Source organism: Ensifer sp. SSB1 (genome assembly GCF_016652895.1).
Classification (GTDB): Bacteria; Pseudomonadota; Alphaproteobacteria; order Rhizobiales; family Rhizobiaceae; genus Ensifer.
Map to the genome: position 1 here is coordinate 1 of NZ_JAEPRP010000084.1, position 22,566 is coordinate 22,566.

The 22,566-nt window shown below is 62.3% G+C and carries 25 protein-coding genes; 10 read left to right on the top strand and 15 right to left on the bottom strand.

Annotated elements, in window-relative coordinates; all coding sequences use genetic code 11:
• From I8N66_RS20520 to I8N66_RS20540, 5 genes are all read left to right on the top strand, one after another.
• Positions 1–510, top strand: a complete 510-nt coding sequence (locus I8N66_RS20520) for a MarR family transcriptional regulator (protein ID WP_113540048.1) — start codon at positions 1–3, stop codon at positions 508–510.
• 245 nt (positions 511–755) lie between these two features.
• Positions 756–1,373 (top strand): 30S ribosomal protein S4, encoded by a 618-nt coding sequence (rpsD, locus tag I8N66_RS20525; RefSeq protein WP_113540047.1) that lies wholly within the window; start codon positions 756–758, stop codon positions 1,371–1,373.
• Between the two features lie 142 nt (positions 1,374–1,515).
• Positions 1,516–2,463, top strand: coding sequence for a glutaminase (locus tag I8N66_RS20530; protein ID WP_113540046.1), 948 nt, complete (start codon positions 1,516–1,518; stop codon positions 2,461–2,463).
• A gap of 112 nt (positions 2,464–2,575) precedes the next feature.
• Positions 2,576–3,460 (top strand): tRNA 2-thiocytidine(32) synthetase TtcA, encoded by an 885-nt coding sequence (gene ttcA, locus I8N66_RS20535; protein ID WP_113540045.1) that lies wholly within the window; start codon positions 2,576–2,578, stop codon positions 3,458–3,460.
• Positions 3,457–4,281, top strand: coding sequence for an inositol monophosphatase family protein (locus I8N66_RS20540; protein WP_113540044.1), 825 nt, complete (start codon positions 3,457–3,459; stop codon positions 4,279–4,281). The genes ttcA and I8N66_RS20540 overlap by 4 nt, the downstream gene beginning before the upstream one ends.
• Before the next feature lie 79 nt (positions 4,282–4,360).
• Here the strand turns inward: I8N66_RS20540 and I8N66_RS20545 are convergent, their stop codons facing one another.
• The 5 genes from I8N66_RS20545 to I8N66_RS20565 all read right to left on the bottom strand — a co-directional run bounded on the left by I8N66_RS20545 (position 4,361) and on the right by I8N66_RS20565 (position 8,533).
• Positions 4,361–5,653 carry a multidrug effflux MFS transporter gene (locus tag I8N66_RS20545; protein ID WP_162768893.1) on the bottom strand — a complete coding sequence of 431 codons (1,293 nt, stop codon included), beginning with the start codon at positions 5,651–5,653 and terminating at the stop codon, positions 4,361–4,363.
• Between the two features lie 100 nt (positions 5,654–5,753).
• A complete protein-coding gene (locus I8N66_RS20550; protein ID WP_113540043.1) occupies positions 5,754–6,992 on the bottom strand; it encodes a multidrug effflux MFS transporter in 1,239 nt (412 codons plus the stop codon).
• Positions 6,993–7,474: 482 nt separating this feature from the next.
• Positions 7,475–7,813 carry a Grx4 family monothiol glutaredoxin gene (gene grxD / locus I8N66_RS20555; RefSeq protein ID WP_058328257.1) on the bottom strand — a complete coding sequence of 113 codons (339 nt, stop codon included), beginning with the start codon at positions 7,811–7,813 and terminating at the stop codon, positions 7,475–7,477.
• A gap of 237 nt (positions 7,814–8,050) precedes the next feature.
• Complete coding sequence (locus tag I8N66_RS20560) at positions 8,051–8,293, bottom strand: hypothetical protein (protein WP_113540042.1); 243 nt, start codon at positions 8,291–8,293, stop codon at positions 8,051–8,053.
• 6 nt (positions 8,294–8,299) lie between these two features.
• Positions 8,300–8,533, bottom strand: a complete 234-nt coding sequence (locus I8N66_RS20565) for a BolA family transcriptional regulator (RefSeq protein WP_057248940.1) — start codon at positions 8,531–8,533, stop codon at positions 8,300–8,302.
• Positions 8,534–8,832: 299 nt separating this feature from the next.
• Here I8N66_RS20565 and I8N66_RS20570 point away from each other — a divergent pair, with 299 nt between their 5' ends.
• Complete coding sequence (locus I8N66_RS20570; protein WP_113540041.1) at positions 8,833–9,288, top strand: ester cyclase; 456 nt, start codon at positions 8,833–8,835, stop codon at positions 9,286–9,288.
• On the opposite strand, the gene I8N66_RS20575 is transcribed toward I8N66_RS20570, so the two are convergent.
• On the bottom strand, positions 9,285–10,196 hold the full coding sequence (locus I8N66_RS20575; RefSeq protein WP_113540040.1) for a LysR family transcriptional regulator: 912 nt from the start codon (positions 10,194–10,196) through the stop codon (positions 9,285–9,287). The genes I8N66_RS20570 and I8N66_RS20575 overlap by 4 nt on opposite strands.
• Before the next feature lie 44 nt (positions 10,197–10,240).
• Positions 10,241–12,472 carry a phosphoribosylformylglycinamidine synthase subunit PurL gene (gene purL / locus I8N66_RS20580; protein ID WP_113540039.1) on the bottom strand — a complete coding sequence of 744 codons (2,232 nt, stop codon included), beginning with the start codon at positions 12,470–12,472 and terminating at the stop codon, positions 10,241–10,243.
• Here purL and I8N66_RS20585 point away from each other — a divergent pair.
• Positions 12,459–12,626, top strand: a complete 168-nt coding sequence (locus I8N66_RS20585; protein ID WP_162768892.1) for a hypothetical protein — start codon at positions 12,459–12,461, stop codon at positions 12,624–12,626. The two genes, purL and I8N66_RS20585, sit on opposite strands and share 14 nt — an antisense overlap.
• 44 nt (positions 12,627–12,670) lie before the next feature.
• Here I8N66_RS20585 and I8N66_RS20590 read toward each other — a convergent pair whose 3' ends face one another.
• Both I8N66_RS20590 and I8N66_RS20595 read right to left on the bottom strand, forming a co-directional pair.
• Complete coding sequence (locus I8N66_RS20590) at positions 12,671–13,195, bottom strand: acyloxyacyl hydrolase (protein ID WP_291157154.1); 525 nt, start codon at positions 13,193–13,195, stop codon at positions 12,671–12,673.
• 148 nt (positions 13,196–13,343) lie between these two features.
• Positions 13,344–14,762 (bottom strand): PLP-dependent aminotransferase family protein, encoded by a 1,419-nt coding sequence (locus I8N66_RS20595; protein ID WP_291157124.1) that lies wholly within the window; start codon positions 14,760–14,762, stop codon positions 13,344–13,346.
• Positions 14,763–14,793: 31 nt separating this feature from the next.
• On the opposite strand from I8N66_RS20595, the gene I8N66_RS20600 reads away from it, so the two are divergent.
• A complete protein-coding gene (locus I8N66_RS20600) occupies positions 14,794–15,099 on the top strand; it encodes a DUF1127 domain-containing protein (RefSeq protein WP_291157126.1) in 306 nt (101 codons plus the stop codon).
• Between the two features lie 93 nt (positions 15,100–15,192).
• Here I8N66_RS20600 and I8N66_RS20605 read toward each other — a convergent pair whose 3' ends face one another.
• The 4 genes from I8N66_RS20605 to purC all read right to left on the bottom strand — a co-directional run bounded on the left by I8N66_RS20605 (position 15,193) and on the right by purC (position 17,521).
• The gene (locus I8N66_RS20605) at positions 15,193–15,600 is read right to left on the bottom strand and encodes a hypothetical protein (RefSeq protein ID WP_291157128.1); all 408 of its coding nucleotides are present in this window, start codon (positions 15,598–15,600) and stop codon (positions 15,193–15,195) included.
• A 56-nt stretch (positions 15,601–15,656) separates the two neighbouring features.
• Entirely contained in the window at positions 15,657–16,328 is a 672-nt protein-coding gene (purQ, locus tag I8N66_RS20610) for a phosphoribosylformylglycinamidine synthase subunit PurQ (RefSeq protein WP_113540035.1), read from the bottom strand.
• A 168-nt stretch (positions 16,329–16,496) separates the two neighbouring features.
• The gene (gene purS / locus I8N66_RS20615) at positions 16,497–16,739 is read right to left on the bottom strand and encodes a phosphoribosylformylglycinamidine synthase subunit PurS (protein WP_034794427.1); all 243 of its coding nucleotides are present in this window, start codon (positions 16,737–16,739) and stop codon (positions 16,497–16,499) included.
• A gap of 17 nt (positions 16,740–16,756) precedes the next feature.
• A complete protein-coding gene (purC, locus tag I8N66_RS20620) occupies positions 16,757–17,521 on the bottom strand; it encodes a phosphoribosylaminoimidazolesuccinocarboxamide synthase (RefSeq protein WP_034794646.1) in 765 nt (254 codons plus the stop codon).
• A 230-nt stretch (positions 17,522–17,751) separates the two neighbouring features.
• Here purC and I8N66_RS20625 point away from each other — a divergent pair, with 230 nt between their 5' ends.
• The gene (locus tag I8N66_RS20625; protein ID WP_113540034.1) at positions 17,752–18,066 is read left to right on the top strand and encodes an ATPase inhibitor subunit zeta; all 315 of its coding nucleotides are present in this window, start codon (positions 17,752–17,754) and stop codon (positions 18,064–18,066) included.
• Positions 18,067–18,116: 50 nt separating this feature from the next.
• Here the strand turns inward: I8N66_RS20625 and I8N66_RS20630 are convergent, their stop codons facing one another.
• Together I8N66_RS20630 and I8N66_RS20635 are read right to left on the bottom strand one after the other, a co-directional pair.
• Positions 18,117–20,651, bottom strand: coding sequence for an EAL domain-containing protein (locus I8N66_RS20630; protein WP_291157137.1), 2,535 nt, complete (start codon positions 20,649–20,651; stop codon positions 18,117–18,119).
• 201 nt (positions 20,652–20,852) lie between these two features.
• Positions 20,853–21,407: an alpha/beta hydrolase gene (locus I8N66_RS20635; RefSeq protein ID WP_275023871.1), complete on the bottom strand. Its 555-nt coding sequence runs from the start codon at positions 21,405–21,407 to the stop codon at positions 20,853–20,855.
• 261 nt (positions 21,408–21,668) lie between these two features.
• On the opposite strand from I8N66_RS20635, the gene I8N66_RS20640 reads away from it, so the two are divergent.
• Positions 21,669–22,484, top strand: a complete 816-nt coding sequence (locus tag I8N66_RS20640; protein WP_113540032.1) for a DUF2189 domain-containing protein — start codon at positions 21,669–21,671, stop codon at positions 22,482–22,484.
• Positions 22,485–22,566 lie beyond the last annotated feature (82 nt).

Below are 22,566 nucleotides of genomic sequence, written 5' to 3' on the forward strand. Positions count from 1 at the left end.
ATGCGGAACGAGAATGAGGCGAGGGATCACGTCGATCGGTTGCAGGGGCAGTGGCAGCGTGAACTGCCCGATCTCGATACCGAGCCGATGACGATCCTCGGGCGTGCCTACCGCCTTTCCAATCTCGTCCGTCCGTCGATCGAGGAGACCTTTGCCTCCTTCGGCCTCGACCGCGGCGAGTTCGACGTGATTTCGACGCTGCGGCGATCCGGGCCGCCCTATCGACTGACGCCGACGGACCTCTATACGTTGCTGATGATCTCGTCGGGTGGGCTGACGCACCGGCTCGACCGGCTGCAGAAGGCAGGACTGATCCTGCGTGAACGCTCCGCATCCGATGGCCGCAGCAGCGTCGTCGGATTGACCGACAAGGGAGTAGCCCTTGCGGAAGCGGCGATTCGCGCGGATATGACCAGCGAAGCACGTTACCTCGAAGGGTTGAGCTCGGAAGACCGCGCCGCTCTGGCTGGGTTGCTCAGGAAGCTGCTCGTCTCGCTGGAACGGGCCTGACCTGTTGATCCGGCCTGAAGCGAAGCCGATTGCCACGATTTCGTTTGACAATAGTGGCCCGACCCACTAAAGCCGCCCCAACGCCGGGCAGAAATGTCCGGTGTTTCATTTGACATGTCCCGTGGCTTCTCCGTCAGCGTGATCGTGAGAAACCTGTCAGAACCCCGAAAATGGGTTCAGAGGAGGGCGTGTTTCCTTGATCCGGCTTGGAAACAGGCCGGTGTAACCGTTTGAAAGGAAATGCGATGAGCAAGCGCGAATCGTCCAAGTATAAAATTGACCGCCGTATGGGCGAAAACATCTGGGGCCGTCCGAAGTCCCCGGTTAACCGCCGCGAATACGGCCCGGGCCAGCACGGTCAGCGCCGCAAGTCCAAGCTTTCGGACTTCGGTGTACAGCTGCGCGCCAAGCAGAAGCTCAAGGGCTACTACGGCGACATCCGCGAGAAGCAGTTCCGCGCGATCTTCGCTGAAGCTTCCCGCCGCAAGGGCGACACCCCGGAGAACCTGATCGGCCTGCTCGAATCGCGCCTCGACGCGATCGTCTACCGCGCCAAGTTCGTTCCGACCGTCTTTGCTGCCCGTCAGTTCGTCAACCACGGCCACGTCAAGGTCAACGGTGTTCGCGTGAACATCGGTTCCTACCGTTGCAAGCCGGGCGACGTCATCGAAGTCAAGGAAAAGTCCAAGCAGCTCGTGACCGTTCTCGAATCGGTTTCGCTCGCTGAACGCGACGTTCCTGATTACATCGAAGTCGACCACAACAAGATGGTTGCGACCTACGTCCGCGTGCCGGTTCTCTCCGACGTTCCTTACGCCGTCGTCATGGAACCGCACCTGGTCGTCGAATTCTATTCGCGTTAATCCGAGGCTCGCGCCTTGTGACGTTTCGAAAACCGCCCGGAAACGGGCGGTTTTTTTGTCTGTAGCCTTCGCTACGCGACCGCACTCCGATCATGGCGATCTCACCCCTTGTCTCCGAAGGCGGTGAGCGAGAGGGAAGCCGATGCCTGAGCAGAACGCTCCGCAAGACCTGCAGGCGATCATCGACGATATCCACCGGGAACTGAGCCCAAGGTTCGGCCAAGGCAAGGTCGCCGACTACATTCCGCAGCTCGCGCGGGTCGATGCCAAGCATTTCGGCATGGCGATCGTCACCACCGATGGCAAGATCTATCGGGTTGGCGATGCCGAGGTGCCGTTTTCGATCCAGAGCGTCTCGAAGGTGTTCACGCTGACGCTGGCGCTCGGCAAACACGGCGAGAACATCTGGCACCGGGTCGGTCGCGAACCGTCCGGCTCCGCGTTCAATTCGATCGTGCAGCTCGAGCATGAGGGCGGAAAGCCGCGCAATCCCTTCATCAATGCCGGTGCGATCACCATCAGCGACCTGATCCTCGCAGGCCATACGCCGCGGGAACTGATCGGCGAAATCGTGCAGTTCGTCCGCTATCTTGCCGACGACGACCAGATCGTCATCGACCACGAGGTTGCGCGTTCGGAGACGGCCACCGGCTACCGCAACTTCGCGCTCGCAAACTTCATGCGCTCCTATGGCCGGCTCGACCATCCTGTCGACCACGTGCTCGGCGTCTACTTCCATCATTGCGCCCTGGCGATGACCTGCAGCCAGCTGGCGAAGGCCGGCCTGTTTCTGGCCGCAGGCGGCAGTAACCCGCTGACCGGCCACAATGTGGTCTCGCGCCAGCGGGCGCGACGCATCAACGCACTGATGCTGACCTGCGGCCACTACGACGGCTCGGGCGATTTCGCCTATCGCGTCGGCCTGCCCGGCAAGAGCGGCGTCGGCGGCGGCATCCTGGCAGTTGCTCCGGGCAAGGCGTCCGTCGCCGTCTGGTCGCCGGGTCTCAACGAGAACGGCAATTCGCTGCTCGGTTCGCTGGCACTCGAAATGCTGGCGGCACGCACCGGCTGGTCGGTGTTCGGGTCGTAACGGCCAGCCAGCGGGCGATTTTCCTTGATCTTGACGGCTGGAGCGGGCAAGTGCAGGCCAAGATTTGCCGGGCGCCGGTTGCGCCCGCGCCTGCCGCACAGGATCCCCTGCCATGGACCTTTCGCTCACGTCGTCGCAAGACCAGGTCGAAGCCACTTTCGATGAGGTCGAGATCGACGCCGGCACGCATCCGCTGTTCAGCCGCATGCCGTCCTCCGTCTCGTTCAACAAGCTGCGCAAGCGCCTGCTGCGCCAGACCCGCCAGGCACTCGACGACTTCGGGATGTTGAAAGGCTCGAAGCGCTGGCTGATCGGTCTTTCCGGCGGCAAGGACAGCTATAGCCTACTGGCGCTTTTGATGGACCTGCAATGGCGCGGGCTGTTGCCGGTGGAACTCATCGCCTGCAATCTCGACCAGGGGCAGCCGAACTTCCCGAAGCATATCCTTCCGGAATATCTGCAATCGATCGGCGTCAAGCATCGCATTGAGTATCGTGACACCTATTCGATCGTGAAGGAGAAGGTGCCGACGGGTGCCACCTACTGCTCCCTCTGTTCGCGGCTGCGCCGCGGCAACCTCTATCGCGTCGCCCGCGAAGAGGGCTGCGACGCGCTGGTTCTCGGCCACCACCGCGAGGACATCCTCGAAACCTTCTTCATGAACTTTTTCCATGGCGGCCGGCTCGCCTCGATGCCGGCAAAGCTCCTCAACGACGAAGGCGATCTGATGGTGCTTCGTCCGCTTGCCTATGCGGCCGAAGATGATCTTGCCAAGTTTGCCGCAGCGATGGAGTTCCCGATCATCCCTTGCGATCTCTGCGGCTCGCAGGACGGGCTCGAGCGCAATGCGATGAAGGCGATGCTTTCCGATATCGAGCGACGCATGCCCGGCCGCAAGGACACTATGCTGCGCGCGCTCGGCCATGTGAACCCGTCGCATCTGCTCGATCCCAAGCTGTTCGATTTCCAGTCCCTCACACCGGAGCCCAAAGAATGAGCCATTCCGTCGACATCGCCGGCCTCGCCAACCTCATGCAGGAGGCGGCGGTCAAAGAAATCCTGCCGCGGTTCCGCAATCTCGGGGCGGATGATGTCCGGATGAAGTCGGAAGCGATCGATCTCGTGACCGAAGCCGACGAGGCGGCCGAACGGCTGATCAAGTCCCGTATGGAAGACATAGCGCCCGGCGCACTGTTCATTGGCGAGGAATCGGTCGCCGCCGACCCGGCGCTGCTCGACAAGCTTGCCGATGCCGAGCTTGCCGTCGTCGTCGACCCGATCGACGGCACCTTCAATTTCGCTGCCGGCGTGCCGCTTTTCGGCGTCATGGCGAGCGTCGTTGCGAAGGGCGAGACAGTTGCCGGCATCATCTACGATCCGCTCGGCAACGACTGGGTGATCGCGGAGAAGGGCTCGGGCGCCTGGATGTGCCGCCCGGATGGGACGCAGGAGCGCATGTCGGTCACCGTCGGCGTGCCGCTCGAAGCCATGGTCGGCGGGGCCTCGACAGGTTTCTACCAACAGGAAGCACGACGCGAAGTCATGGCCAACATGGCCAAGGTCCGCATCGCCACCAGCTATCGCTGCGCCGCGCATGAATACCGCATGCTTGCCGGCGGCCACATCCACTTCCTGATGTACCAGAAGCTGATGCCCTGGGATCATCTCGCCGGTACGCTGATCTCGCAGGAAGCCGGTGCCTATGCCGCCCGCTTCGACGGTTCGCCCTATCTGCCGGCCCATCTCAATGGCGGACTTCTGCTGGCGACAGACAAGGAGAGCTGGGAGACGCTGCGCAGCGAGGTCTTCACGGTCTGAGCTGTTCGAAGCAGCCCGAAAATGCGAAAGCCCGCCCGGATCGCTCCGGGCGGGCTATTTGTTTGCCTTCTGGCGGCCGTCACATATGGCCGCCGCCGTGATCCATGGAGACGTCCTTGTCGCCCGGATGGGTGAAGAGCTTGCCCTTTTCAGCCCAGAGCGTTGCAAGGATCGTCACCGCGCCGAAGAGCGCGAAACCACCGAACAGCGGCTGCAACGTGCCATTGAAGAGCTGGCCGACAGCGCCGCCGATGAGCGCGCCACCGGTGGTCGAAACGAAGCCGGTGATCGCCGTTGCGGTACCGGCCAGGTGCCCCATCGGCTCCAGGCTGATCGCGGTGAAGTTCGTTGCGATCACCGCAAAGAACATCAGGAGCACCGAGAACATCAGGTAGCTGACGACGAAGGCCGGCGTGCCGGAGAGCGACATCACGAAGCCTGCGACCGAAATCAACGTGAACAGGATCATCGAGACGTGCGAGATGCGGCGCATGCCGAAGCTGCGGACGAAGAAGCCGTTGGCGAAGTTCGCAACCGCAATGCCGCCGGCCGTGCCGGCAAAGGCGATCGGCAGCCACTCGCCGAGGCCGTAGACCTCGCCGAAGATCTGCTGGACGGTAACGATATAGGCGCAGATGACGGCGGTAAACATCGTCATGCCGATCATGTAGCCGCAGGTGATACGGTTGGTGAGTACGGTCTTGAAACCCGATGCCACCGCGCCGACGGAGAGCGGCATGCGCTCCTCTTGGGGCAGGGACTCCTTCATGCGGGAAAAGGCCCAGACGAAGAGGATCGCGCCGATGATGCCGATCAGGATGAAGATCCAGTGCCAATTGGCATAGAGGATCACGAGCTGGCCGATCGAAGGGGCGACGATCGGCACGATCATGAACACGATCATGACATAGGACATGACGCGCGCCATCTCGCGGCCGCCAAAGCAGTCGCGCACGATCGCCATGGTGGTGATGCGGATCGCAGCGGCGCCGATACCCTGAATGAAGCGCAGGATGAGCAGCGTCTCAAAGCTCTGGGTAAGCGCAGCCGAAAACATCGACACGGTGAAAAACGCGAGGCCGCCCAGCAACACCTTGCGACGGCCGAAGGCGTCGGAAAGGCTGCCGAAGAAGATCTGCGAGAGGCCGAAGCCGAGGAAGAAGACGCCGATCACCAACTGGCTATCGTTGGTGTTGGCGACGTTCAGCGACTGGCCGATGGCCGGCAACGCCGGCAGCATGCTGTCGATGGCGATAGCGACGCTCGCCGTCATGACGGCGATGGTGATGATGAACTCGACGATGCCCATGTTGAGGCGTTGAGCCCCGGAAACCCCGTCGATATGTTCGGATTGATTGGCAATGGTGGACATTTGGGAAAACCCGTAAATTCAATCTTTGGAGAGACTGGCCGGCAGTTTGGAGCGCTATGGCGACCTTTCGCGTCCTAAGACACGCATGGCACTGTAGAGATCAACCGGCCGGCTGATGGTGCGGTTTGAACAGCTTGCCGCGTTCGGCGATGAAAACGAAAACGAGACCAATCGCGGCAACGGTGAAGTAGCCAGTGGCAAGCGGCGTGGCCGTGCCGTCGAAAGACTGGCCGATGAAGGCTCCGATCACGCTTCCGCCGATCGTCTGCATGAAGCCGAGCACGGAGGATGCGGTTCCGGCGACGTGTCCGAGCGGCTCCATGGCCATGGCGTTGAAGTTTGGCGCGATCAACCCGAACTGGAACATCGTGGCGCAGTAGAGCACGACGAAAACCGGGAAGGGCAGCGGTCCATAGAGTGAGGCCGACATCCAGACGAAGCTTGCGAGCGTGAAGCCGCAGAGCGCCGCATGTGAAAGCGGCCGCATGCCGAAGCGGCGGACAAGGCGGGAGTTGGTGAAGGAAGCGACCGCCATCATACCGGCAAATGCCGCGAAGACAAGCGGAAACCACACGCCTAGGCCGTAGACGCCGACGAGCACCTGTTGCGCCGAGTTGATGAACCCGAAGAGCGCGCCAAGGATCACAGAGGTCGCGAGCGTATAGAGCAGCGACAGCCGGTTGGTCAGCACGATGCGGAAACCGCTGAGGATGACCGACGGCGTGAAGTCGCGGCGATGCGCCGGATCAAGGGTTTCGTCAAGCTTTGAGACCACGAGCGCAATGATCATCACCGCATAGACTGCGACGACCACGAAGATCATGTGCCATTCTGCAAAGCTGATGATGAGCTGACCTATGCTGGGCGCGACGACCGGAACGATCATGAACACCATCATGACCAGCGACATGACCTCCGCCATCTGCCGGCCGCCATAGACGTCGCGCACGATCGAGATGGTGATGACGCGCGTCGCCGCCGCACCCGCGCCCTGGACGAAGCGCAAAGCCAGCATGAGGCCGAAGCTTGGCACGACGGCGATTGCGAGCGCACACAGTGCGTAGAGAACGAGACCAGCGAGAAGCGGTGGCTTGCGGCCGAACCGATCCGACAGCGGGCCGAAGAACAGTTGTGCCACGCCCATGCCGAGCAGATAGGCGGTGATGATGTATTGCCGCTCATTTTCGGAGGCAACGCCAAGGCTCGCGCCGATCTGCTGCAGGCCGGGAAGCATGATGTCGATCGAGATCGCGTTGGTCGCCATCAGCATGGCCATCAATGCGATGAACTGGAATTTCGTGAGGCCGGGCCGGGCGTCATCGTTGGTCGTACTTGTCATTTTCAAAAAGTCCTAACGGCGCATCGGGCGCAAGCGGAACAGGTTGGTCCGGAGCAGATCCGGAAAAAGAGGATGTCTGCTGGCGTCATGCCGGCAGGCATATGAATTTCGAGCAGGGGCCGCCGGGGCGATATGAAACCGCACAGACCGGGCCGGCATGAAGCAAGGGAAGCGTCGAGCGGCGGGGACCGGACTTCCGGCGCCAGAGCGAGGCGAGGACCCCTATGAGCAGCTTATGCCGAACGATCGCAACCGATTCATGACAGGCCGGACATCAGATATCCGGCCCTTCGCCCGCTCCTGAACGCCGGCAGGCGCTCGTGAAGAAAGCACGCTCTGAACGCATCTCGACGGCTCCCGCGCGAACACGCACGAAAAGCCTCCAGAAGAACAACGAAAATTAGGCGATCCGGAACGACCGTCAGAATCAAAAAAGGCGGTTGCCCGCCTTCTCCGAAAGATCGGGACGAGGCGTCGCTAGATCAGGCAGCAGCACCCTTGACGGCAATGCCCTGCGCCTCAAGGTGCGACTGCAGTTCGCCGGCCTGGAACATCTCGCGCACAATGTCGCAACCGCCGACGAATTCGCCCTTGACGTAGAGCTGCGGGATCGTCGGCCAATTGGAGTAATCCTTGATGCCCTGGCGCAGGTCCGCGTCGGCGAGCACATTGACGCCCTTATAGTCGACGCCGATGTAATCGAGAATCTGGACCACCTGACCGGAGAAGCCACACTGTGGGAACTGCGGCGTACCCTTCATGAAGAGCACCACATCGTTCGTCTTGACTTCATTGTCGATGAATTCGTGAATTCCGCTCATCTTGTCTTCCTTCCTGCGCCGGCTTCAAGGGCCGGATATCTATTGGCTCTTAGATAGCATGCATATCGGTGATTTTCACCACCCATTCGCAACAAATATTGATGGTCCTCAAGATGTGGTTTTATTACCACTCCCGCGCCACGCGCCTCATCAGACCACGCGCAAAGCGCACTGCAGAGACCTTTGCCTTGCACGTTTTATCCTTAAATCGACCAGGAATTAAGGAGCATGCCGCCGTCAGGCGGTGCGGCGACGGGTCTTGCTGCGCGCCGCAGCCGTACGGCGACGGCTAACCTGCTTCTTGGCCGGCTTGCTGATGGCAGCCTCGAGGATATCCCCGAGGATGCCGCCGCCGGAAGTCGTCCGCGCCCGACGCTTCGTCCGCTTGGTCGAGGTTCGCTTGACGCCGGTCTTCTTGAGGATTTCCCTCAGCGCGCTATCGACAACGCCGCTGACAAGTTCCTTGATCAGATCAGCCATTCCGGCTCACTCCGGCGCGCTCGTCTGCAGGGCGAGGGCGTGCAAGACACCCCCCATGTTGCCCTTGAGCGCGTTGTAGACCATCTGGTGCTGCTGCACGCGAGTCTTGCCACGAAACGCTTCGGCCACGACTTCGGCGGCATAGTGGTCGCCGTCACCGGCCAGATCGCGGATCGTGACCTTGGCTCCGGGAATCCCGGCCTTGATCATGTCTTCGATGTCGCCTGGTGTCATGGGCATGATACGCCAACTCCTTGTTTTTCCGCAGTGCCGACCGCGTCGCCAGCGCCGCTCCATACCCTCAGGGAACCACGATTCAGGGGCGAAACGCAATTGCTGAATCAGGTGAGCAACAACGAGGTGCGGCCGACAATTGACGTTCTGCAAATCTGCAGAAGGTTGCTGCGACAAAGCTGATAGCAGTGAAATGCCGGTTCCGCTCTAGTGCGCAAGGGCTGGTGAGCCGAGCCGGAAGCCCGTTGCCGCCCCTTCATTTCAACAGCCCGCGCGGATGTGCCGGGCACCGCTAGGGAAGTCATATGTCACGTGATCAGGCGAATAGGGCAACGGTCGAAGCCTATGTGCGGGCGATGAATGCAGGCGACATCGAGGCCCTGCGTCCGCTCTTTGCCACCGACGCGGAGATTCAGGGCGTGGTGGGTGCCGGCGCCTTCGATTTTGCCGCACGGGTCTGGCACGATCTTCACCACGGGCTGAACATGAGGCTCGACGTCCTGTCCATGGTCGCATACGAAGACACCGTCGCGGTTCGCCTGCGCGAAACCGGCAAATGGACCGGCCCGTTTCTGGACTTCAGGCAACCGACCGGCCGCTCTTACGAGTTGCTTGCGATTGAATGGTTCGAGTTCAAGGCTGGCAAGATCGCACGGCGATGGGGCGCACGTGACGGTGGCGCGCAGGCGCGGCAACTGGGTTTTCCGGACGCGGCCAGCCATTGTCCGGCGGGTAAGGAAGAGGCGCTGGAGACCGCCTAGGCTCCCGGGGCGGAGCGTCCCTCGAACCGGTGGCGGACGACTTCAAAGCGCGCCGTCACCGCTTCGCGAAACAGCCGGACATGTGGGCTCTCACGCAGGCTTTCGTGATAGAGGAGCCAAATGTCCGAACGGGCCTCGAGCTCGGGAAGGGGACAGCGCAGCAAGCCATCGTCCACGGAGGCGGCCCAACAGGGAAGCGGGCCGATGGCCACCCCGGAGCGCACAGCGGCTATCAGGTTGGGCACGGAGTTGCAGTGGATGCCGATCGGGGCGTCGGGTGCCGCCTTGCGCAAGGCAACGAGCGGGCCCAATTCCTTGAGACCGCCAGTTCCGCCAACGATCTCATGCCGGCCGAGGTCGGCAATGGTGCCCGGCAAGCCGTGGCGCTCGGCGTAGGATCGGGTGCAATGAAGCGCCCAGACGCTGGTTGCAAGCCGGCGCCGAACGATACCCGGCTCTTCGGGACAGGAGCCGACACGCAACGCGACATCCACTTCACCGCGCGAAAGATCGAGCCGGCGATCGTCGGCGATCAACTCAATGGACAATGACGGGTGCTGACTGCGCAGTTCGGAGACCAACGGCGCCACAACGTCGATGGCGAGGATCTCCGTCGTGGTCACACGCACGGTGCCGGCGACCGTCCGGTTCCAGCCGCGGGCCGTGTCGGCGAGCGTGCTCGCGCCTTGCTCGACCTGTTCGGCGAGCGCGACGGTCGCTTCCCCGCGCTCCGTCAGGCGATAGCCGTTCGGAAGGCGCACGAAGAGGGTGAGGCCGAGACCGCGTTCGAGCGCGTCGATCCGGCGTGCGACGGTCGTCTGATTGACCTTGAGGCTGCGAGCAGCCGCAAGCGTGGAGCCGGTGCGCGCCACGGCGAGAAAATATTTCAGGTCGTCCCAATCGAACATGGCGCGTCCGGAAAATCACCCGCCGTGGTGGCGCTGTTCCTGTCTCAATTCTCCGGTGCGAGGTCGCCCTGCATGAATTCCGGGAACCAGGCCTCGTGGGCGGCACGCAGATCTGCGACCGAAACCGCCTTGGCTTCGCCGAGCTTGACGGCGTCGCCGCCGGTCTTGCCGATCACGGGCAGCGAGACGCCTGCAGCCTTCGCACGGGCGGCAACCGCATCGAGCGCACCGGCAGCGACGGTCACGACATAGCGACCCTGGTCTTCACCGTAGAAGGTGGCAATCGGGTCATGACCGGCAACAGCGTCGACGGCAGCGCCGATGCCCGATGCCATCGCCATTTCGGCAACGGCAAGTGCAAGTCCGCCCGACGAGCAATCGTGAACGGCGGTCACGAGACCGTCGACGATCAGGCCGCGGACGAAGTCGCCAACCTTGCGCTCGTGCGCGAGGTCGACATGCGGTGCCGGGCCGTCAGTGCGGCCGTGGACGTCACGCATGTAGACCGACTGGGCGATGTGCGAGCCGAGACCGGCAGGGGCGCCGGCGAGCAGGATTGTTTCGCCTTCCGCGGCAAAGCGGATGCGCGCCATCTTCGACCAGTCCTTGATCAGGCCAACGCCGCCGATCGTCGGGGTCGGCAGGATCGCCTGGCCGTTGGTCTCGTTGTAGAGCGAGACGTTGCCGGACACGATCGGGAAGTCGAGCGCGGTGCAGGCCTCGCCGATGCCCTTGATGGCATGAACCAGCTGGCTCATGATTTCAGGGCGTTCCGGGTTGCCGAAGTTGAGGTTGTCGGTGGCTGCCAGCGGCAGCGATCCCGTTGCCGTCAGATTGCGCCAGCACTCGGCGACCGCCTGCTTGCCGCCTTCGTAAGGATCGGCTTCGACATAGCGCGGCGTCACGTCGGACGAGAAGGCGAGTGCCTTTGAGGCATGACCTTCGACGCGGACGACGCCGGCGTCGCCGCCAGGAAGCTGCAGCGAATTGCCCTGGATCAGCGTGTCGTACTGCTCATAAACCCAACGGCGCGAGGAGTTGTTGGCCGAACCGACAAGCTTGACGAGCGCGTCGGCGACATCGGCAGCCGGAATGTCGTTGGTTGCGAGCGGTGCCGTGGTCTTGGCCGGGGTCCAGGGACGATCGTATTCCGGGGCTTCGTCGCCCAGTTCCTTGATCGGCAGGTTTGCGACTTCCTCGCCCTGGTGCAGGATGCGGAAACGCAGGTCGTCGGTGGTCTTGCCGACGATCGCGAAATCGAGGCCCCACTTGACGAAGATCGCCTTGGCGACTTCTTCCTTCGCGGGCTCGAGGACCATGAGCATGCGCTCCTGGCTTTCCGACAGCATCATTTCGTAAGCCGTCATGCGCTCTTCACGAACCGGAACGCTGTCGAGGTTGAGCTCGATGCCGAGGTCGCCCTTGGCGCCCATTTCGACCGCCGAGCAGGTAAGGCCGGCTGCACCCATGTCCTGGATAGCGATTACGGCGCCGGTCTGCATCAGTTCGAGGCAGGCTTCGAGCAGGCACTTTTCGGTGAAGGGGTCACCGACCTGAACGGTCGGACGCTTCTCTTCGATAGACTCGTCGAATTCGGCAGACGCCATCGTCGCACCGCCGACACCATCACGGCCGGTCTTGGCGCCCAGATAAACGACCGGGAGGCCGACACCTTCAGCCTTCGAGTAGAAGATCGCGTCGCTCTTGGCGAGGCCGGCAGCAAAGGCGTTGACGAGGATGTTGCCGTTGTAGCGGGCGTCGAACTCGACTTCGCCGCCGACGGTCGGAACGCCGAAGGAGTTGCCGTAGCCGCCTACGCCGGCAACGACGCCGGAAACGAGGTGGCGGGTCTTCGGGTGATCCGGCGAACCGAAGCGCAGCGCGTTCATCGCCGCGACGGGACGGGCGCCCATGGTGAAGACGTCGCGCAGGATACCGCCGACGCCGGTCGCAGCACCCTGGTAGGGCTCGATATAGGACGGGTGGTTGTGGCTCTCCATCTTGAAGACGACGCAGTCGCCGTCATCGATGTCGACCACGCCGGCATTTTCGCCGGGGCCCTGGATGACGCGCGGACCCTTGGTCGGCAGCGTGCGCAACCACTTCTTCGAGGATTTGTAGGAGCAGTGCTCGTTCCACATGGCCGAGAAGATACCGAGTTCGGTAAAGGTCGGCTCGCGTCCGATCAGGCTCAGAATACGCTCGTACTCGTCAGGCTTCAGCCCGTGCGATGCGATGAGGTCCGGGGTGATGGGGCGGGTGTTGGAAATCGTCATCGTCGACCGTCAAATCCTTCGGGCGGCGCGCAATCCACGTAAGAGGAATATGGCGCGTGCGAACCGCAACAGAAACAGGGGGCGCTTTGCGGCTTCTTTAGCCTATGCTGCGGCGCGGCGCGACAGAAAAATACGGGCGATCAACAGCGGTTGACGCCCGTACAAAAGCTTTGCAGAAGGCTGATGCGGCGGCTCGTGTCAGAACTTGTAGCCGAGCGCGAGGCCGGCGCGTGTCAGGCCGTTGTTCGGGCCGTCGCACAGATTGGCATGCGACGCGTGTTCCACGGTCGCCGAAACGTTCCAGTGCTCATCCAGGCGGACGCCGGCGGCGGCGTATTCGCGGAAGAGGAAGCGGCAGCCGAGCTGGGGGCCGGAACCGCTGGGGTTGTCGAGGTCGCCGTCATGAACCGTACCGCCGGCGCCGAACTCGACGAAAAGGCGCTTCGTCATGTCAAATGTCCAGCTCAAGCCGCCATAGGCCTGATTGACACCGTTGGACGCGGTCGCAACCGCTGCGCCGGCATAGACCCGCGGACGCAGCAGCTTATCGCCGAGATCGACCGCGCCATCGGCATCGAACGGGTCGAAATACACGGTGAACGACGGAAACACCCCGTCTTCCTGCTTGCCGCCGGCCGCAATCGACGTCGTGACGCCGAAGCGCATTTCATCGAAGACGCTATCCGCAGCCATCGCCGGCGTGGCGGCGCTCAACGTGGTCATGGCGAGAAGAAGGAGCGCGACGCGTCGCGACGAGGCTGGGCTGAACGGTAGCGGCATGCGGAATCCTTGAGGCGAATCATATGCGCAAGACTGCTAAAATAATATGTTGCGCAACCTTGCCCGAAAGTCACCCCGTGGATTCCGATAGTCACTCGAAACTGTCGTAGCCGGCACGTCCGCTGTCGAGCAGCCGCTTCAGCGTCTGAAAGCCTGCTCGTACCTGGGCCCGGTCCGGCGGTGAGGAAAAGCCGATGCGGATGCGGTGGAAGACGCGGTCGGTGCGGCCGGCCTTGAACTCATCCTCGTCGTCGACGAGCACGCCCTCCTGCAGGGCGGCCTGCTTGAAGGTGCCGGACAGCCACGGATCGGGCAACTTCATCCAAAGGAACGGTATGCAGGGATGCGAGGTGAAGTCGATACCGTCGAAGATCTCACGCGCCATCGCCTCACGGGCGCGAACTTCTTCGATGCCCTTGCTGCGCAGGATCGCCGCCGAACCGGAAAGCACGAGCCGGGCACAAAGCTCCGCCAGGATAAACGGCAGGCCGCCGCTCACCATCTTGTGGGCAATGCGGATACGCTGGCTGAAATGTGGAGGGCAGGCGACCCAGCCGCCGCGGACGCCGGCAGCGACCGACTTCGAAAGGCCACCGACCAAAAATGTGCGCTCCGGTGCGAGCTCGGCCAGGAGTGGCGTCTGATCGCCGGTCATGGCGCCGTAGAGATCGTCCTCCACAAGCCACACGCCATATTTGCGGGCGATGTCGGCGATCGCCTGGCGGCGGGCCAGCGGCATGACGGCGACTGTCGGGTTCTGCGCGCTCGGCATCAGGAAGGCGAGCTTCGGATGCTGCTGGGCGCAGACGCGCTCGAAATCCTCGGGGATCATGCCGAATTCGTCCGATTCGACCAGCGTCGTCCGGCGACCGACCAGCCCGGCGCTTCGGCTCACCTGCGAATAGGTGAGCGTCTCAAAGGCGATGCGATCGCCAGGCGCCGTAACCGCCGTGATGACGGCGACGACGGCCGCATGGGCACCGAGCGTCGGCACGATGTCTTCAGGCCGCGGGCGGAAGCCGCCGCGGGCCAGCCACAGGCAACCCGCCTCGAACCAATGGTCGGGGAAATTGCGGGCGTAGCTTGCGATATCGGCATGGTGGTCGTGGCTGATCTCGCTCAGCAGTTCGCTGAGCACCGTGCCTTGGCCGATATCCGGAGCCGCGGTGCTGTCGAACCTGAGCTTGCCGGCCGGCGCGACAAGCGGACGAGTGCCGGCGAGGGAAGTTGTCAGCGGATCGGCCTGTTCCGGCGGGCGGCTTTCAGGATGATCGAGCACATAGGTGCCGCGCCCGACTTCACCGCTCACCAATCCGCGTTCACGAACGATGTTGTAGGCGCGTCCGATCGTGCCGATTGTCACGCCTATATCGTAGGCGAGGTTGCGCTGGGGCGGCAATTTGGCCCCGACGGCGAGGGCGCCGGTGCCAATTGCGTGCTCGATCTGGTCGGCAATCCGCGCATAGAGCGGACCGTGACCCTGCTGAATGTCTGGGAGCCAATTTGTCATCGTGACAATTCTTTAGATTACAGCGTGAAATATGTCAATTATCACCGATACAACGATAGCAATCGCTGCATTGGGGTTGTCAATGAGTACAATCGATACAATTTGTTTGTCCCGTCCGGAAGTGAAGTCCGTCTCGCGCCCCAGCACATTGCTGGGCGGCGACTACTCGGACGAACGCGAAAGCCTGCTGAAGCGGCTTTGGGGTCTTTATTGCGAATTGGCGGCGAAGCGCCGCAGCCGTCTGGCGCTCGGGGACATGAGCGAATGGCAGCTCAAAGATATCGGGGTTTCCGAGAAGGACGCCCGTCAGGAGTCGATTGTCCCATTCTGGCGCTAGCCGAGCGGAGCGGAACGACTGTTCGACAAAGCACAAAGGCCGGCGCCCTCTGCGGTCGCCGGCCTTTGGATCGATGCGATGATAAGGGCGGGTTTACTTGCAGCCCTGTCCGCCGGCAGCCCAGCGCTTGATATCGGCGGCCATGCGCGTTCCCGTCGACTCGTCCATCAACGGCCCGAAGGCCTGGAGACGTGCCGGGTTGCCCTCGGCCTGAACGACGGCAAGCGGGCGCGCTTCCGGTGACTTGCGCGGCACGATCAGAATGCGCGGACGACCTGAGAACGAATTGAGTTCCGGCGCCAGGCGATAGGACTTGAACTCGGGATCGCCCGACTTGAACCAGCAGCTATTGGCACCCAGCGCCACGCGCTCCATGGTCGGCAGCGCCGCCGTGTTCGGGCTCGGCGCCGGCGGCTTCGGCGATTGGCACGAAGCGAGGAGGGCCAGGCTGAACGTTGCGCAGGCAAGTCCGGCCAGGCGTGCAGTGACAAATGAAGGCATCGACGGTCTCGCTCGCAATTGGGGGATGGGTCGGATGCCTTCTATCAGCCGGGTGGTTAAGCGGCGATTACTTCGAGCGCAGAAGCGAAGAGGCCGCGACCGTCAGAACCGCCATGTGCGGCTTCGATCAGGTTTTCCGGATGCGGCATCATGCCGAGCACGTTACCCTCAGCGTTCATGACGCCGGCGATATCGTTCATCGAGCCGTTCGGGTTGGTGCCTTCGGCGTAGCGGAAGACCACCTGGCCGTTGCCTTCGATCGCCTTCAGCGTCTCGGCATCGGCAAAGTAGTTGCCGTCATGGTGAGCGACCGGCGAGCGGATGATCTGGCCCTTGCTGTAGGCGCGGGTGAAGTCGGTGTCGGCGTTGACCACTTCAAGCTTGATCTCGCGGCAGACGAACTTGAGCGAGGCGTTGCGCATCAGGGCGCCCGGCAGCAGGCCAGCCTCAACGAGGATCTGGAAGCCGTTGCAGACGCCGAGAACCTTGACGCCCTTTTCCGCCTTGGCCTTGATCGCCTGCATGACCGGCATGCGCGCCGCGATCGCGCCGCAGCGCAGGTAGTCGCCATAGGAGAAGCCGCCGGGGATGACGATCAGGTCGACATCGGGGATGTCTGTCTCCGTCTGCCAGACGGTGACCGGAGCCTTGCCGGAAATCTTGGTGAGGGCCGCAATCATGTCGCGGTCGCGGTTGAGGCCCGGAAGCTGGACGACGGCTGACTTCATATCTCTGTCTCCGATACGGCGAGATCAAATCTTGATGCCGCACCCCGACGAGCCAGGCACCTCTTGCGACGACAACAGCACCGCACCCTCGGGCGCTCGTGCTGCTGCGGCGTTCTTAATGTCTGGTTCCGCGCCCGAAAGCGCGGAACGATTTCGATGCCTGACAGATCAGGCGAACGAGATGCTGTAGTTCTCGATCACCGTGTTGGCGAGCAGCTTTTCGCACATGGCCTTGAGGTCTTCTTCGGCCTTGGCCTTGTCTGCGGATTCGATCTGCAGGTCGAAGACCTTGCCCTGGCGGACCTGGCCGATGCCATCGAAGCCGAGTGCGCCGAGTGCGCCTTCGATTGCCTTGCCCTGCGGATCGAGAACGCCGTTCTTCAGCGTCACGGTTACACGTGCCTTGATCACTTTGAATTTCCCCGAAGTTACTTTACCAGAACCGGACCGGTGCCGCGCACGGGTTCGTTCTCGTTCATGATGCCGAGACGGCGGGCGACTTCCTGGTAAGCCTCGACGAGGCCACCGAGGTCGCGGCGGAAGCGGTCCTTGTCGAGCTTCTCGCGGGTCTCGATGTCCCAGAGACGGCAGCTGTCCGGCGAGATCTCGTCGGCGAGCACGATGCGCATCATGTCGCCCTCGAACAGGCGGCCGCACTCGATCTTGAAGTCGACGAGTTGGATGCCGACGCCCAGGAACAGGCCCGAAAGGAAGTCGTTGATGCGGATGGCGAGCGCCATGATGTCGTCGAGTTCCTGGGGGCTTGCCCAGCCGAAGGCGGTGATGTGCTCTTCGGAGACCATCGGGTCTTCGAGCGCATCGGCCTTGTAGTAGAACTCGATGATCGAGCGCGGAAGAACGGTGCCTTCCTCGATGCCGAGGCGCTTGGCCAGCGAGCCGGCCGCGACATTGCGCACGACGATTTCAAGCGGGATGATCTCCACTTCCTTGATCAACTGCTCGCGCATGTTGAGGCGGCGGATAAAGTGCGTCGGGATGCCGATCTTGTTGAGGTGCGTGAAGATGTATTCGGAAATACGGTTGTTCAGCACGCCCTTGCCGTCGATGACGTCATGCTTTTTCTTGTTGAAGGCGGTCGCGTCGTCCTTGAAGAACTGGATGAGCGTGCCCGGCTCCGGGCCCTCATAGAGGATCTTGGCCTTGCCCTCGTAGATACGGCGGCGACGATTCATGGATTCTGTCTCTGTGCTTGCTGGCGCTCTTGGGCGGCGCGCGTGGAATATCTCTCGGGGTCCATAGCTGAAAAGAACGGATTTCACAATCGGCGTATCTTTCAGTCCCACTGATTTACAGAGGGTAGCATGAAAGTCCCGAAACCCGAAAACTGCGCAATTCAGTTTGACCTCCATTTTGGTTATGGCGATAACTGTTCAGGGCACCGAATTCTCAGGGAGATCAATTGATGACCACTATGCAGGATCGCGAAAAAGCCTTTGAAGCGAAGTTTGCGCTGGATGAAGAACTGAAGTTCAAGGCTGAAGCGCGCCGCAACAAACTCCTTGGTCTCTGGGCTGCCGGATTGCTCGGCAAGCCCGATGCCGAAACCTATGCCAAGGAAGTCGTGACCGTGGATTTCGAGCATGCCGGTCACGAAGAGATCATCCGCAAGCTCAAGGCGGATTTCGACGCTGCGGGCGTTGCCCAGACGGAAGAACAGATCCGCAAGCGCATGCTCGAGCTTCTCGCCGAAGCGATCCAGCAGATCCAGAACACCTGATTGACGCGCACTCCCGCGTCCACCACCGCCCGGCCTCACGGCCGGGCGTTCTATTTGTCGGCGCTGCCGAAGACCGGCTTCCATCCGTGCCGCAGGCGGCGCTCGAGTTCCAGACGGTCCATCGGGCGGGCCAGGGCATAGCCCTGAAGCACGTCGCAGCCGAGCTCGCGCAGCATTGCCGCATGCTCCCAGGTCTCGACGCCTTCGCCGACAACCTGAATGTTGAGCGAGTGACCGATGTCGATGATCGCGCGGACCAGCTTGGCCTGTTTCGCGCTTTCCGTGATCGGCCCGACAAGCGCCCGATCGATCTTCAGCCGTGCCGGATTGAGGTTGAGCAGGCCGATGATGGAGGCGTGGCCGGTCCCGAAGTCGTCGATCTCTACCTCGATACCGAGCGCGTCGAGAGCCGAGATCGTCTCGGCGATTTCATCTTCCGGGTCATCGAGGAAGATGGATTCGAGCAACTCGAACGAGAGGACCCCCGGCGGGATCTGCAGATCGCGCAGGTCTGCAATCAAGCCCGGATCACGCAGGCGCGGCGACGACATATTGACCGAGATCTTGGGAATGCCGAAGCCGGACTGCTGCCAGGATTGAAAGTCGGCATAGGCGAGCTCCACCACCTTCCGGTCGATCGCCGGCAGCACGTTGATCTCCTCGGCGACCTTCAGGAAATGGAAGGGGGCCAGCACACCGCGCTCGGGATGGTTCCAGCGGACCAGGGCCTCGACACCGGTGATCTCCAGCGAATGCGCATCGAATTGCGGCTGATAGTAAACCGTGAACTGGCCTTCCTCGATCGCCTGGCGAATGTCGTCGCCGATGCGCTTGGCGTTGAGGATCTGCGTCTGGATCTGTTCGGAGAAGACTTCGACGCGGTCCCGGCCAAGGCTCTTTGCCCGGTAGAGCGCGATGTCGGCATTCATCAACAACTGCTTCGCATCGAAATCGTCGCGCCCCTTCCAGGCGATGCCGATGCTTGCGCCCAGACGGCAGAGCTGACCTTCGTGGGGGATGGGGCGGCGGAAGGCGTGGACGATGCGCTCGGCTAGCTCGGAGAGTTGCGGCAGGCTGCGACCACGCCGGCAGAGAATGACGAATTCATCGCCGCCGATACGTGCAATGAAATCGTCGTGGCGGGCATGCGCGCGCAAGATGGCGGCCGCGTGGGTCAGCATGGCGTCACCGGCCTGGTGACCGAGCGTGTCGTTGATCTGCTTGAAGCGATCGAGATCGATATGCAGGATGGCGTTGACCGCGACGTTCTCCGCCAGCATCTGGTCAAGATAGCGCCGGTTGGGCAGGTCCGTCAGGTAGTCGTGCAGGGCGTTGTACTCGATCCTGATCCGCGCCTGCTCGAGCTCGCGGTTGCGCGCCTCGGCGGAAGCCTGGGCCTGGCGCAAATCCTCCTGCAAGGCGATGTCTTCGGTGACATCCCAGTTGGCGCCGATAAGCTTTCGTGTTCCCAGGTGGTCGATATAGGTCGCGGCATTGGAGCGTATATGACGGATGGACCCGTCCGGCCGCACGATGCGAAAGGCGTTGCTGTAGGGCTTCCCGGAGGCGATGCCTTCGTTGGTCCGGGCAATGACCTTCTCGCGGTCGTCGGGATGGAGCGTGTTTTCCCACGCCTCGGAGCTCGGTGGCCCGTCGCTCGGGTCGAGGCCGTAGATCTCGAACATGCGCTCGTCCCAGTCGTCCCTCAGGGCGTCAAGGTTGAAGTCGAAGACGCCAATCTTCGAAACGCCGAGAGCAAGCCGCAGCCGGCGAGAGACCTCCTCGAGTCGCGCCTCAGCCTCCTTGCGGGCGGTGATATCCGTATCGGTCCCGATGATGCGGCTGGGTCTGCCATCCGGCCAATAGGCAACGGACGCCCCACGGCTCTCGATCCAGATCCAATGCCCGTCCGCATGGCGCTCGCGATATTCGAAGGCGTTGAATACAGCCGCGCCGGAATCCTGCCGTTCGATTGCGGCGCGCACATGGGCGTGGTCGTCCGGATGGACGTTCTGGATCCATGTCTCAAGGCTGCCGTCGACCACGGCGTCATCGGACAGGCCGCGAAGCCGTCTCCAGGTGGCAGAATAGAAGAGATCCCCGGTTTCGAAATCGTGGTCCCAAACCCCCTCAAGTGCGCTATCGAGAGCGTATTTCCAGCGAGTTTCGTCGTTGCGCAGCCCCGCGATTTCGTCAACGAGGTCATGCGCGGGGAGCAGCAGCAGGAGAAAGACATCCTCGCCGGCGAAGTGCACGGGAGACCAGGAGGCGAGCATCGGCAGCGAGCCAGAGAGGCTTTCGAAGCGAAGCGTCGTGGACGAAGTCGTTGCCGGCGGCAACCTGTACCACGCTGGCAACAGAGGCCTGTCCTCATCGAGCACGAGATCAGCGAGAAGGGTCTTCCGCAGCGAAGCGGGCGTCCTTTGCAACAGTTCGCCGGCGCGTGCGTTGGTCGTTATGATCCGTCCCAGATCATTGGCAATGATTGCCCCGGCCGGCAAGCGCTCGAGGGCGGCCTGCGTGAGAACATCCGAGTTCGCCGGCGCGCCGCGCGCGCCTTTGGTGAGACCTTCGTTGACGGCCACTTATCCCACGTCCAGCGTTTGCGACCACGGTTTCCAAGGCTGAGAGCCGGAAATCTGGCTGCAAATCAAGATTCGACAGCGCTCGAAGCCCTCTGGAGGGCGAGTCACGCTGCCATGCCGGCCGATGATGACCGGGGACAATGAACGTCGGATTAATGGGAGGGGCAGGATTGACAGGGCGTCAACCAGCCCGCCGATACATCAGGGCTTCAGGCGGCTCAGGAACTGGGCGAACACCATCGTGCCTTCCGGCCAGGGTCCATGGCCGGATTCGGTGTTGATGTGGCCGGATTCGCCCGCATCGACGAGCAGCGAGCCCCATGCATTGGCGATATCGTCCGCATGTTCGTAGGAGCCGAATGGATCGTTGCGGCTTGCAACCATCAGCGACGGGAACGGCAGGGGATCACGCGGATAGGGGCCGAACGTCATCAGGTGCTTCGGACGGATCGTCGGATTGGCCACATCCGGAGGTGCGACGAGGAACGCGCCGGCAATCGGCTTGTTGAAATGGGGCAGGGCGTGCACCGCAGTCGCGACGCCAAGCGAATGGGCGACGATGACGACCGGCTTTTCAGCTGCGTTGACCTCTTCGACCATGCGCGCCACCCAATCCTCGCGCACGGGCTTTGCCCACTCTGCCTGCTCGACGCGGCGTGCGGTGGACATCTTGCGCTCCCAACGGGTCTGCCAGTGCTCCGGTCCGGAGTTGGTGTAACCAGGAACGATTAGGATATGGGCGTCGGATACCTTCATGATGGCCGCGATGTGGCGCTGAACGCGGCCGAAGTCAAGGCCTGCGGCGCCGCGCATCATTCAAGGCGCGCCCAGGTGGCCGCAGCACCGCGAAGTGCCGCATGGCTCGCTCCCTAAAATCGGCGCCGATCTCGGGAAACATGCGGCAGGCGACAGCGCCTGCATTTTCTGTATAATCGACATGACGGTCGCGGTTGGTGCGACTTGGTTTCGTCGCATTGCTGTTCCGTGGCCGCTCTGGTTCGTTGAGGAGTGTGAGCCATGACAACATTCCATGTTCTGTCGGGGGCGGACGCGAGTGTCGCCCACCCCGGGATAAAGAAGATTGGCGTCTCGGACGTCTTCGACGCCTTGCGTCTCGGCTTCGAGGATTTTCGCGAAAAGCCGTCGCATTACGTCTTCCTTTGCCTGATCTACCCGATTGCCGGCGCCGTGCTGATCACCTGGAGCGCGGGCGCAAACATGCTGCCGTTGCTCTACCCACTGGTCTCGGGCTTCGCCCTGATCGGCCCGGTTGCTGCGATTGGCCTTTACGAAGTCAGTCGACGGCGTGAACTCGGCATGGACTATTCATGGCCGCATGCACTTCGCCTGCATCGCTCCCCGGCCTTGCCGTCGATCATGGCTGTTGCTGCCATGCTGTTCGCGGTCTTCATCGTCTGGCTGCTGGTCGCCCAGGCACTCTATGTGCAGATCTTCGGAGCCGAACCGCCGGATTCGATCGCGGCCTTCTGGAACGGGATCATCAGCACGGAACAGGGTTGGAACCTGATCCTCGTCGGCAACGCAGTCGGCTTCGTCTTCGCCGTCATCGTATTGTCGACGACGGTCGTGTCCTTCCCGTTGCTGATCGATCGGGACGTCGGCGCGGTTGCAGCGGTCGAGACATCGATCCGCGCTACCCTCGTCAATCCGGTACCGGTCGCGCTCTGGGGCTTCATCATTGCTGCCGGCCTCGTAATAGGCTCGATCCCGGTCTTTGTCGGTCTCGCCGTCATCATGCCGATCTTCGGCCACGCCACATGGCATCTCTATCGCAAGATGGTGGAGCCAGGTCCGCGCGCCCGTTCACGGTAATTGCCGGCAACCGCTTCGCAGCGAAAGCCGACGCACCCGCTCAACGCAAAAAGCGCCGCAGTTCAATCGACTTGCGGCGCTT

Coding starts and splice junctions, on each gene's coding strand:
- I8N66_RS20625 (WP_113540034.1), top strand. CDS start 17,752: ATGACCACTATGCAGGATCGCGAAAAAGCCTTTGAAGCGAAGTTTGCG.
- ttcA (WP_113540045.1), top strand. CDS start 2,576: ATGGACCTTTCGCTCACGTCGTCGCAAGACCAGGTCGAAGCCACTTTC.
- I8N66_RS20520 (WP_113540048.1), top strand. CDS start 1: ATGCGGAACGAGAATGAGGCGAGGGATCACGTCGATCGGTTGCAGGGG.
- I8N66_RS20575 (WP_113540040.1), bottom strand. CDS start 10,196: ATGTTCGATTGGGACGACCTGAAATATTTTCTCGCCGTGGCGCGCACC.
- I8N66_RS20570 (WP_113540041.1), top strand. CDS start 8,833: ATGTCACGTGATCAGGCGAATAGGGCAACGGTCGAAGCCTATGTGCGG.
- purC (WP_034794646.1), bottom strand. CDS start 17,521: ATGAATCGTCGCCGCCGTATCTACGAGGGCAAGGCCAAGATCCTCTAT.
- I8N66_RS20545 (WP_162768893.1), bottom strand. CDS start 5,653: ATGTCCACCATTGCCAATCAATCCGAACATATCGACGGGGTTTCCGGG.
- I8N66_RS20540 (WP_113540044.1), top strand. CDS start 3,457: ATGAGCCATTCCGTCGACATCGCCGGCCTCGCCAACCTCATGCAGGAG.
- I8N66_RS20595 (WP_291157124.1), bottom strand. CDS start 14,762: ATGACAAATTGGCTCCCAGACATTCAGCAGGGTCACGGTCCGCTCTAT.
- grxD (WP_058328257.1), bottom strand. CDS start 7,813: ATGAGCGGAATTCACGAATTCATCGACAATGAAGTCAAGACGAACGAT.
- I8N66_RS20590 (WP_291157154.1), bottom strand. CDS start 13,195: ATGACCACGTTGAGCGCCGCCACGCCGGCGATGGCTGCGGATAGCGTC.
- I8N66_RS20565 (WP_057248940.1), bottom strand. CDS start 8,533: ATGCCCATGACACCAGGCGACATCGAAGACATGATCAAGGCCGGGATT.
- rpsD (WP_113540047.1), top strand. CDS start 756: ATGAGCAAGCGCGAATCGTCCAAGTATAAAATTGACCGCCGTATGGGC.
- I8N66_RS20550 (WP_113540043.1), bottom strand. CDS start 6,992: ATGACAAGTACGACCAACGATGACGCCCGGCCCGGCCTCACGAAATTC.
- I8N66_RS20600 (WP_291157126.1), top strand. CDS start 14,794: ATGTCAATTATCACCGATACAACGATAGCAATCGCTGCATTGGGGTTG.
- purL (WP_113540039.1), bottom strand. CDS start 12,472: ATGACGATTTCCAACACCCGCCCCATCACCCCGGACCTCATCGCATCG.
- I8N66_RS20530 (WP_113540046.1), top strand. CDS start 1,516: ATGCCTGAGCAGAACGCTCCGCAAGACCTGCAGGCGATCATCGACGAT.
- purQ (WP_113540035.1), bottom strand. CDS start 16,328: ATGAAGTCAGCCGTCGTCCAGCTTCCGGGCCTCAACCGCGACCGCGAC.
- I8N66_RS20605 (WP_291157128.1), bottom strand. CDS start 15,600: ATGCCTTCATTTGTCACTGCACGCCTGGCCGGACTTGCCTGCGCAACG.
- I8N66_RS20640 (WP_113540032.1), top strand. CDS start 21,669: ATGACAACATTCCATGTTCTGTCGGGGGCGGACGCGAGTGTCGCCCAC.
- I8N66_RS20560 (WP_113540042.1), bottom strand. CDS start 8,293: ATGGCTGATCTGATCAAGGAACTTGTCAGCGGCGTTGTCGATAGCGCG.
- I8N66_RS20635 (WP_275023871.1), bottom strand. CDS start 21,407: ATGAAGGTATCCGACGCCCATATCCTAATCGTTCCTGGTTACACCAAC.